The organism is Bacteroidales bacterium, assembly GCA_018334875.1.
In the GTDB taxonomy this organism is placed as follows: domain Bacteria; phylum Bacteroidota; class Bacteroidia; order Bacteroidales; family UBA12077; genus JAGXLC01.
This window is the reverse complement of the sequence record JAGXLC010000404.1, coordinates 1-3702: the sequence shown is the minus strand read 5'-3', so window position 1 is coordinate 3702 and position 3702 is coordinate 1. Positions and strand designations below refer to the sequence as shown.

Annotated in this window: 3 protein-coding genes; all 3 read right to left on the bottom strand. The window is 47.9% G+C overall.

Annotated features, from left to right (window positions below):
- On the bottom strand, positions 1–984 hold a 984-nt coding region (locus KGY70_18845; GenBank protein ID MBS3777261.1), incomplete at its 3' end, for a hypothetical protein.
- 722 nt (positions 985–1706) lie between these two features.
- Positions 1707–3029: a hypothetical protein gene (locus KGY70_18840; protein ID MBS3777260.1), complete on the bottom strand. Its 1323-nt coding sequence runs from the start codon at positions 3027–3029 to the stop codon at positions 1707–1709.
- Between the two features lie 21 nt (positions 3030–3050).
- Positions 3051–3702 (bottom strand): hypothetical protein (locus KGY70_18835; protein MBS3777259.1); only part of this gene is annotated, 652 nt, incomplete at its 5' end.

The following is a 3702-nucleotide window of genomic DNA, read 5'->3' as shown; positions in this document are numbered from 1 at the left end:
CGACCAACCCTGCGCATATGCCTCTCTGCTTCGGCCAGCCTTCTTTTCACTAAAACCGTACATAGCAGCTCCCGGCAGGCCCGTTATGGAGGGCTGCTCAGCAAAGGCGCATCCCTCATGGTCCCAATAATGCCGCACCCGCGCGGTCGCATTGACCAGGCCTGCCCGGTAAAAAGAGAATCCCGGCGGCATCAGGTCAAAGTCGCCGCTTTTAAGCATCGGCCAGTAAACCATGCGCTGATTTTGCAGGGTTAAACCGGCGCCCCATTGGCGGTGGTCAGCAGTATATCCGGGCGTATCCGGGTCGATCTCGTGGCGTCTCTGCTCTGAATGGCGGGGGTGGAAGGTAAACAGCCCCCCGTTGAACGGAGTGGCTCCTCTACCGGAGCGGTTCGATGCCAGCATGTAGCGGAACAGGTTGTAATTGCGGCCCACCTGCCATCCGGGATCTCCGGTGCCTGCCTTATCCGGATTAATAACAATCCGGCTTCGCTGCCAAAACTTCTTCCACCATGCCAGGTTCTTTTGCCAGGCTTCTTCCGGGGTGGGATGTTGATTTGTGGCCAGCCGGCTTAGCCCGTTTTTCCAGGTTTTCATATTCGCTACCTGTTCTATATGGGTATAAAGGGTGAGGTGATGGTTGCGCGATGGAGTATCCGATTTGTAGCGCCAGCCCCGAAACGGGGTGCCTGCATATTTCCCCTCCGTGGTTCCTTCCGAAGTAAAATTATCCCCGGTCAAAAGCCCGCCAAAGGTAAGCCCGGCCAGCGGGTCGTACATGGTATCCCTGGCTACCTCCAGTTGTTGCTGGTGCACCTGGAAATCGAAGACGGTCTTCGGCCGGTTGCGGTGGTAAAAGACCACACCGTCACTGCCGGGCTCGACTACATCCCGGTAAACCTTTACCTCGCCGGGATAGCTATCGTAATCCATCATTACCATGCCACGGCGAGCGAACTTGGAGGGGTCGTTAGGGAGCTCCATATCCTCATGGCGCCAGGTTTCGTAGGTCGCCGTCGCGCTGATATCCTGTTCCGCGTCGATTTCCACGTGCGCCACCGGACGATGCACTTCTACCCAGACGCGTAGGGTGGCCTTCGGCGTTTCGTCCTGCCCGGCCTGTATTTCTACACAGCCTTCGCGCAGCTTCAATTCCTGCCGGAAGAACCCGTCGCCGGCGAATGGGTTGGGCTCCAGGTTTACACGCACACGGCCAAGTTTCAGCAATGCCCCGTTCTCGTCGTAGCACCCAGCACGCGCCGCGTAAATCAACAATTCGCCGTCTTCGACCCACACGTTCAGCCCAATGTCGTGGCCGCCGACCGGCATCGAGCCACCCGAATTCTTACTTTGCGAACTCCACACCACATTATAATCATTTATATAAGAATCTGTTTCCTTGTTTTGATGGGAATCACAAGCAAGAAAGACAACTACCAAACTTACTAAGCTTAAAGCCAGAAAAGGAGTTTTTATGAGATTTCTTCGGTTAGAGGATTTCATTTTAAAATTTTTATGAGGCTATTTTCAAAGATAAAAATAATTGAAAAAGATCATGACCTTTATATAATTATGCCTCATAAATTTTGCTTGCTTAAAAAATGATCTTCGAACAACGGTTAATCAGTGTTCGGGATTACGGGGAGCAAACCACATACTCCTAATAACACTGATAAGACGGTCAGACAATTAATCTGACAGGGAAATTATAATACAGATTCCAGATCGGCCACAAATACCTGTCTTTTCCCATCAGGTGCCCCATTAAAACATACCCTTTTGTAATTGCCATCCCATGCCGGATGGGGATCCACTCTCAGGGTACTCGTTTCAACATCCAAATCTGTAAAGACACTGCAAAGCTCCAATTCATCACCGGTTTCTAAATGGATAAAACGAATGGGAACATGACCATTATCCTTAGCCATCGGTTCATGCTGGTAACAATCGGAGATAAGGTATTTTGTGTCCGGATCAACGCTGGGATGGCCGCTCCCCAGATGTCTGGAGTCAATTATGCGAAAGTCCTTACCACTATTATGAAACATGCAAAATCGCATTTTATCTTCACCAAGCCATTTCGGACGAAGGTTCATAATGATGTGCCGGCCATCAGGATGCCAGTTTGGATGATTGCCCCCATAACCCCAATTTTCCCTGGAAACAGCTTCATGAATATCAGACCCATCATTATTAAAGACGAATAACATGGGATTCCATCCTTCTTTATCAGAATTATCGGGAAACAGACAACGCAGTACTTGCAAAATTCTAGTTCCCTGAGGATTATATTTTGAATGGAAGAAATAGAAATTTCCGCCTTCAAGATAATTTCTATCACTTGCATGCTCAGCAGCATCCTTAAGACTTACAAGCAAGCTTTTATCATTGGTTTGAAGGTTAGTCTCCCATAAACCTTCATCATCGGGTGCCCCACTGATTTTTTCTAATTTTCTGAATTGCGGCACACCATAACCTTTCTGTGTGACATTAATGAGATCCAGCGGAAATCCAATCGCATGGTTACCATTCGGGGACAAATGGTATTTGGGTCCACTAAAAGCTGTTGTTTCTTTTGTTTCCAGATCAATCCTTACACAAACAGCTTCATTGCCAATAATGTCATTGGTATAAAGGTATCTGTCTGTTGGACCCCAGTTTAAATTGGCACCCAACTGAAACCCCCATCCTTTTGTTGAATAAACCGTTTCTATGGTTTCATTTTCCAGATCGATGATACAAACATCGGCTGTATCCCCATATTCCGGCCGCCGTTTTTGGAAAGGCAATCTGGTGACAGCAAGTAATCCCCCACCCGGACTGAATGGATTTACATCATAAAAAGTATGGATATAAAAACCATCATCGGGTGTTACAATCTTTACCGGCACTGAAGCGCTTTCTTCCTGATAAGATCTAAATGAGTAGCTTTTTTTACCCCTGCATGAGGTAAAAACAGAAAATACGCCCGGACTTACCATAATGGCACCAAATCCGGCAGTTGTCCTTAAAAATTGTCTTCGGTTCATTGTATTAAAATAATTATTTGTTCAACATTCTTCCAGACAAAGCACGCTTCCATCCTGAAGGGAAACGTATAACCTGCCATGTGTAGCTATCAGGCCATCGTATACAGGCCTGGCTCCCAGTTTATATCGGGCCAGTTGCTTACCATCCGAGGCAGAAAACACCCAAAGTTCTCCTCCCTTTTGCCCTTTGAAAGCAGCCCAGGGATCTTCCTCAGGAACCACATTGGGCGTTCCGGCCACAAACAGCTTATCGTTGGTAAGAACCATTGCCCTGCCTCTAATGGGTATCTTTCTGCTCCATTGCTCTTTGCCAGTTCTTTTGCTCATGGCAAAAAGCGTATAGTCTTCCTCACGGGGAGCAAAAGTAGAGCGGTCGTGACGACGCGAAGCATCAAAAGCCCTGAGGCCACAGATATGTTTATCGCTGAAGCAGAGTATGCGGGAGTGGGCCATACCATTTACACTCCAATAACTCTGGTTAAACCACGAATCATCCAAAAGTCCTGAGTTTGACAACAACTGTTCTCCTTCTCCCGGGTGCTGGCCCGTATATTTGAAGTCGTGCGCATCATCCCGGTTCTCAATAGAATTCAATACTTTGGCTATTGTAGCGCTACCCCCAGCCAACTGATGGTCTGAAATATCCTCAGGATTGAACTGAAGATGGCGCATA

Bases quoted from the DNA above. Each gene is read 5' to 3' on its own strand.
- KGY70_18840 (MBS3777260.1), bottom strand. From the start codon at position 3,029: ATGAACCGAAGACAATTTTTAAGGACAACTGCCGGATTTGGTGCCATT.